Below are 6437 nucleotides of genomic sequence, written 5' to 3'. Positions count from 1 at the left end.
ATCCGCCGGACCGGCCCCGCCGACCGCCTCAGGCCGCGGCGACCAGCACCCCGGCCGGCTCCAGGGCCAGCGCCAGCACCTCGCGCACGTCGGCCACCGGGTGGACGGTGAGCCGCTCCAGCACCTCGGCCGGGACGTCGTCCAGGTCGGCCTCGTTGCGCTTGGGGATGATCACCGTGGTGACGCCGGCCCGGTCGGCGGCGAGCAGCTTCTGCTTCACCCCGCCGATCGGCAGCACCCGCCCGGTCAGCGACACCTCGCCCGTCATCGCCACGTCGGTGCGCACCTTGCGGCCGGAGAGCAGCGAGGCCAGCGCCGTGGTCATGGTGATGCCGGCGCTCGGCCCGTCCTTGGGGACGGCCCCGGCCGGGACGTGCAGGTGCACGCCGCGGTCGCGCAGCGAGGTGACCGGCAGTTCCAGCTCGGCGCCGCGCGAGCGGAGGTAGGAGAGCGCGATGTGCGCGGACTCCTTCATCACGTCGCCCAGCTGCCCGGTCAGGGTCAGCCCGGTGCCGCCCGTCTCGGCGTCGGCCAGCGAGGCCTCGATGTAGAGGACGTCGCCGCCGGCGCCGGTGACGGCGAGGCCGGTGGCCACCCCGGGGACGGCGGTGCGCCGCTCGGCGGGTGCCTGGGCGGCCTCCGGCACGTGGTGCGGGCGGCCGATCAGGGCGGGCAGGTCCGCCGCGCCGACCGCGGCGGGCAGCTCGCGCTCGCCGAGCTCGGCCTGTGCGGCGATCTTGCGCAGCACCCGGGCGATCGAGCGCTCCAGGGTGCGCACGCCCGCCTCCCGGGTGTACTCCCCGGCGAGCCGGCGCAGCGCCTCCTCGTCCACGGCGACCTGTCCGTCGGCCAGGCCGGCCTTCTCCAGCTGGCGCGGGAGCAGGTGGTCGCGGGCGATGACGACCTTCTCGTCCTCGGTGTAGCCGTCCAGGCGGACCAGCTCCATCCGGTCGAGCAGCGGCTCGGGGATGGCCTCCAGCACGTTGGCGGTGGCGAGGAAGACCACGTCGGAGAGGTCGAGTTCGACCTCCAGGTAGTGGTCGCGGAAGGTGTGGTTCTGGGCCGGGTCCAGCACCTCCAGCAGGGCGGCGGACGGGTCGCCCCGGTAGTCGGAGCCGACCTTGTCGATCTCGTCGAGCAGGACGACCGGGTTCATCGATCCGGCCTCCTTGATCGCCCGCACCAGCCGGCCGGGCAGGGCTCCGACGTAGGTGCGCCGGTGGCCGCGGATCTCCGCCTCGTCCCGGACGCCGCCGAGCGCGACCCGGACGAAGGTACGGCCCATCGCGCGGGCCACGCTCTCGCCGAGCGAGGTCTTGCCGACGCCGGGCGGCCCGACCAGGGCGAGCACCGCGCCTCCTCGGCGGCCGCCGATCTGGCCGAGCCCCTGGTCGGCCCGGCGCTTGCGGACGGCCAGGTACTCGACGATCCGCTCCTTGACGTCGCCGAGGCCGGCGTGGTCGGCGTCGAGCACGGCGCGGGCGCCGGCGATGTCGTACGCGTCCTCGGTGCGCTCGTTCCAGGGCAGCTCCAGGACGGTGTCCAGCCAGGTGCGGATCCAGGAGCCCTCGGGCGACTGGTCGGAGGAGCGCTCCAGCTTGTCGACCTCCTTGAGCGCGGCCTCGCGGACCTTCCCGGGCAGGTCGGCGGCCTCGACCCGGGCGCGGTAGTCGCCCTCCTCGTCGGCCGGGTCGCCGTTCAGCTCGGCCAGCTCCTTGCGGACGGCCTCCAGCTGGCGGCGGAGCAGGAACTCCTTCTGCTGCTTGGCCACGCCCTCCTCGACGTCCTTGCGGATGGTGTCGTTGACCTCCTCCTCGGCGAGGTGGTCGCGCAGCAGGGTGAGCGCGTACTCCAGGCGGGCGACCTGGTCGGCCTCCAGCAGCACCTTGAGCTTCTGCTCGGCGGTGGCGAAGGGCGCGTAGCCGATGTTGTCGGCGAGCTCGCCGACGCCCTCGATCTGCGCCACCCGGTCGACGATCTGCCAGGCGCCGCGCTTGCGCAGCCACTGGGTGGACAGCGCCTTGTACTCCTTGACCAGCTCGGCGGCCCGCCCGGCCACCGGCGTGCCGACCGAGGACTCCTTGAACGGTGTGGTCTCCACCCAGAGGGCGGCGCCGGGGCCGGTGGTGCCGACCCCGATCCGGACCCGGCGCACGGCGCGCACCAGCGCCGCCGGGTCGCCGTCGGCCAGCCGGCCGACCTGCTCCACGGTGGCCAGCGTGCCGGCCGCCGCGTACGAGCCGTCCACCCGCGGGACCAGCAGGACCTGGGGCTTGCCGGAGCCGGTGGCCGCGGCACGGGCGGCCTCGACCGCGGCGCGCACCTCGGTGTCCTTGAGGTCCAGCGGGACGACCATGCCCGGGAGCACGACCTCGTCGTCGAGGGGCAGCACGGGCAGGGTGAGCGGTGTGGACGTCGATGCCATGATCTCTCCCCGGTCAGTGAACTTGAGTCGACCTGACTAAGGATTCGCGGGCGCCGGTTGTTCCCCGCACCTTGTTCGCTGTGAGCGAACAGGGCCGTCACCGGAACGGCCGGGGGGAGGCCTCGTCAAAAGGGAGCGGAAAGAACGGCCCAAGAGGGCCCCGGCGTCAGCGCGCGGTGGACGGCCGGCGCCCGGCCCGCACCGCCCCGGCGGCCGGGGGGACGATCGAGGGGACGACCGCGGAGAGCACGGAGGAGAGCACCGAGGAGGCGGACGGGGAAGCGGCGGAGCCGGCCGCCCGCACCCGGGCCGGGCGCAGCCGCGGCCCGGGCGGGCGCCGCTCGATCCGGCCCAGCCAGCGCCACAGCGCCATCCCGGTGAGCAGCGCGGCCGGGTGCCCCACCGCCGTGACCAGGTCCTTCTGGGTGGCGATCTGCTGGGCGAGCATCAGCCCGACGCCGGCCAGCGCCACCGCCCGCGCGCGCGGCGGCAGCGCCCCGGCGGCCGCGCCCAGGCAGGCGAGCACGCCGTAGCTGACGCCGATGTCCAGCTGGTCCATCGCCGCCGGGGCCAGCCGCCCGGTCTCCACCGCGGTGATCACCACGCCCTGGGAGAGCAGGGTGGCCGCCACGTGCCCGGCGGCGAACACCGCCGCCGCCCGGGCCGGGCCGACCCGGCGCTCCAGCGGGGCCAGGGTGAAGGCGAAACCCCACAGGTAGGGCAGCCACGATCCCCCGGCCACCCAGAAACCACTCAGCAACAGGGCGCGCAGCGGGTGCTGGAGCAGGTTGTGGCCGTCCGAGCTGGAGGCTTCCTGCAAACGCTGGACGAGTTCCGGATCGGCGATCCCGGCGAAGGTCGAGGTGACGCCGACGACCGCGAGATATCCGATCGTGAACGGGGTCCGCCGAGGTGTCGGCACGCGTTCCAGCAGCCATTCGACGGGACCGCCGCGCAACCGGGCCGGGAGCATTCCGTACGGCGCCCCCGAAGGCGCGCGCCCGCCGGCACCCCACCGCAGTCCAGCCATGACGCCTCCGCTCCCACACCCGCAGCCGCACGGCGCCCGGAGGGCGCCCGACGCCCCGGCGCGGAGGCCGGATTCCGCCCTGCGGGGCGTTGTCGCGGCCACGCTACGTCGAGGTTCTGAGAGGCACCTGAGAAAAGCCCGTGAAGACCGTCGACGACGGGACCGGCCGGATTCCCGACATTGGTCCAGACCTTCTCCCGATTAACGCGTCAGTAGGGCCTCTGACCGGCGACTTGGCGTCAACTGGACTGCATACGTACCGTTACGCAGTGAAAATTCGCCGGGTAAGGTATCGGCCCGTGCCCACTCCTTCGGTGGGCCCGAGGGCGGCCGGACAGCCGGCCCAGCGGGCCGGAAACGTCCGGTCCGCCTGCCGGGAGGCATCCGCTGTCCGTACGCTGCGAAGTGCGTGGGAGGAGTGGGCGGAAGACCATCCGTCCTCCACTCCCCGGTGCACGAACGGGACGGCGGACCCGGCACAGTCCACGACGGAACAAGACTACGAGCGGAGCCCCGCCATCCCCACAGGTGGCCGGCCCGCAGCCCTGGGGGCGGTGGCGTGACCGTGACAGAAATTCAGCAGGACAACCCCAACACCGGCGGCACTGTGAGCAGCCAGCGCAGAGTGCTGGTGGTGGAGGACGAACCCACGATCGCCGAGTCGATCGCGGCGCGACTGGGCGCCGAGGGGTTCAAGGTCGCCGTGGCCCACGACGGCCCCGGCGCGGTGGACGGCTTCCACACCTGGCAGCCGGACCTGGTGGTCCTGGACATCATGCTGCCCGGCTTCGACGGGCTGGAGGTGTGCCGCCGGATCCAGGCCCAACGCCCGGTGCCGGTACTGATGCTGACCGCCCGCGACGACGAGACGGACCTGCTGGTCGGCCTCGGCGTCGGTGCCGACGACTACATGACCAAGCCGTTCTCCATGCGCGAACTGGCCGCCCGGGTCAACGTGCTGCTGCGCCGCGTCGAGCGCGCCCAGCAGGCGGCCCGCACGCCCGCGCTCGGCAGCCTTCGCTTCGGCGAACTGGAGATCGACCACGTGCAGCGCCGGGTCCGACTCGCCTCGGGCGACGTCCACCTGACGCCGACCGAGTTCGACCTGCTGGCCTGCCTGGCCGCCCAGCCGCGCGCGGTGCTCACCCGCGAGCAGCTGCTGGCCGAGGTCTGGGACTGGACCGACGCGTCCGGCACCCGGACCGTGGACAGCCACGTGAAGGCGCTGCGCCGCAAGATCGGCGCCAGCTGGATCCGCACCGTCCACGGCGTCGGATACGCGCTGGAGGCCCCGCTCTCCTGACGGGGGCTCCGGGCGACGGGCCACCGGGGGGCCCGTGTCCCGGCACCGCCGTGACAACACGCGGGGATCACAGGGGAGCAATGACCTTTCCACAGCAACGCAACGGGGACGCCGACGGCGCGCGCCCGCAGACCCTGGCCGCCCGTGCGGCCAGCCGGGTCTGGGCCGACATCCGTCCGCTCGACCCGGTCCGCTCCATCAAGGGCAAGCTCGCCCTGCTGGTGATCGTCTCCGTGTTCCTGGCCACCGGGATGGTGGTCGTGGCGATCCGGTCCGAGACCCAGATCCGGATCATCATGGTCTTCTCCATGATCGCCTCGCTGCTGTTCATGCAGTTCCTCGCGCACGGGCTCACCGCCCCGCTGCGCGAGATGACGGACGCCGCCCGCGCGATGGCCTCCGGCGACTACAGCCGCCGGGTCGAGGTGAACTCGCGCGACGAGATCGGCGAGCTGGCCGCCGCCTTCAACGGCATGGCCGCCGACCTCCAGGCCGCCGACCGGCACCGCCGCGAACTCGTCGCCAACGTCTCGCACGAGCTGCGCACGCCGATCGCCGCGCTGCGCGCCGTGCTGGAGAACGTGGTGGACGGCGTCGTCCAGCCCAATCCGGCGACCCTGGGGGCCGCCCTGGAGCAGACCGAGCGGCTCGGCCGCCTGGTCACCCACCTGCTGGACCTCTCCAAGATCGACGACGGCGTGGTCGACCTGGACGCCCGCCCGTTCGAGGTGCGCGAGTTCCTGGACGGCGTGCTGCGCGGGGTCACCGTGGACGGCGCGACGGCCGGCGGGGCCTTCTCCCGGCGCGGTGACGTCCGGCTCGCCCTGGAGGTCAGCCCGGTCGGCCTGACCGCCGTGGCGGACCCGGAACGCCTCCACCAGGTGGTCGCCAACCTGGTCGACAACGCCTGCAAGCACTCCCCGCCCGGCGGCACCGTGACGGTGCGCGCCCGGCCCGACGGCGAGGACGGCGGCCTGCTCCTGGAGGTCCAGGACGAGGGCCCCGGCATCCCGCCGGCGGACCGCGGCCGGGTCTTCGAGCGGTTCAGCCGCAGCGGCACCGCGACGGCCTCCGGGCCGGGCTCGGACGGCGGCACCGGGCTGGGCCTGGCGATCGCCCGCTGGGCGGTGGACCTGCACGGCGGACGGATCGCCGTCGCCGAGTCGCCGAGCGGCTGCCGGATCGAGGTCCGGCTGCCCGGGCAGTCCTGAGCCGGTCGGGACATTTGTCACAGATCCGGCACAGACGCATACGAAGATCGTCGACGGATGAACCTGGGCTTTTGTCCGCTTTCGCCCCGATTTATGGGGTGATCGGGCCCGATCGGTTCCCCGCAGATACGGCTTTCTAACGCACTTTTTCAGCCAATCTGCAGGTCAGGACTGTGATCTGGGCGACGCCTGGGGCCCGGGGACTGCGCGATCACTGGTCAGGGGCGTAGCCTTAATCCCCGCTGTCCAAACACCCCAAAAGGAAGCGGAAGAGGGCGGTTGCCGCCGTGTCGCCACAGTCCCCTGAAACCCCCAACAGCTCGGCAAGCTCCACTGGCTTCGGCCCCAATGAGTGGCTCGTCGATGAGATCTACCAGCAGTACCTCCAGGACCCGAACTCGGTCGACCGAGCCTGGTGGGACTTTTTCGCCGACTACAAGCCCGGTACCGAGGTGACCCCAGTGACCC

Annotated in this window: 5 protein-coding genes; 3 read left to right on the top strand and 2 right to left on the bottom strand. The window is 73.0% G+C overall.

Annotated features, from left to right (window positions below; translation table 11 throughout):
- Positions 1–28: 28 nt before the first annotated feature.
- Both lon and ACFXPX_RS43135 read right to left on the bottom strand, forming a co-directional pair.
- Positions 29–2425: an endopeptidase La gene (gene lon / locus ACFXPX_RS43140; RefSeq protein WP_375897237.1), complete on the bottom strand. Its 2397-nt coding sequence runs from the start codon at positions 2423–2425 to the stop codon at positions 29–31.
- Between the two features lie 166 nt (positions 2426–2591).
- Positions 2592–3455 carry a rhomboid-like protein gene (locus ACFXPX_RS43135; protein WP_380595261.1) on the bottom strand — a complete coding sequence of 288 codons (864 nt, stop codon included), beginning with the start codon at positions 3453–3455 and terminating at the stop codon, positions 2592–2594.
- Between the two features lie 565 nt (positions 3456–4020).
- Between ACFXPX_RS43135 and ACFXPX_RS43130 the strand changes: the two genes are divergently transcribed.
- The 3 genes from ACFXPX_RS43130 to ACFXPX_RS43120 form a co-directional block, all read left to right on the top strand.
- The gene (locus tag ACFXPX_RS43130) at positions 4021–4758 is read left to right on the top strand and encodes a response regulator transcription factor (RefSeq protein ID WP_094742879.1); all 738 of its coding nucleotides are present in this window, start codon (positions 4021–4023) and stop codon (positions 4756–4758) included.
- Between the two features lie 80 nt (positions 4759–4838).
- A complete protein-coding gene (locus tag ACFXPX_RS43125) occupies positions 4839–5969 on the top strand; it encodes a sensor histidine kinase (protein WP_375897243.1) in 1131 nt (376 codons plus the stop codon).
- Positions 5970–6256: 287 nt separating this feature from the next.
- Positions 6257–6437: hypothetical protein (locus ACFXPX_RS43120; RefSeq protein ID WP_380645045.1), on the top strand; the 181-nt coding region annotated here is incomplete at its 3' end.

Origin of the sequence: Kitasatospora sp. NPDC059146, assembly GCF_042786665.1 — a bacterium.
GTDB lineage: Bacteria > Actinomycetota > Actinomycetes > Streptomycetales > Streptomycetaceae > Kitasatospora.
This window is presented reverse-complemented; position numbering and strand designations above follow the sequence as displayed.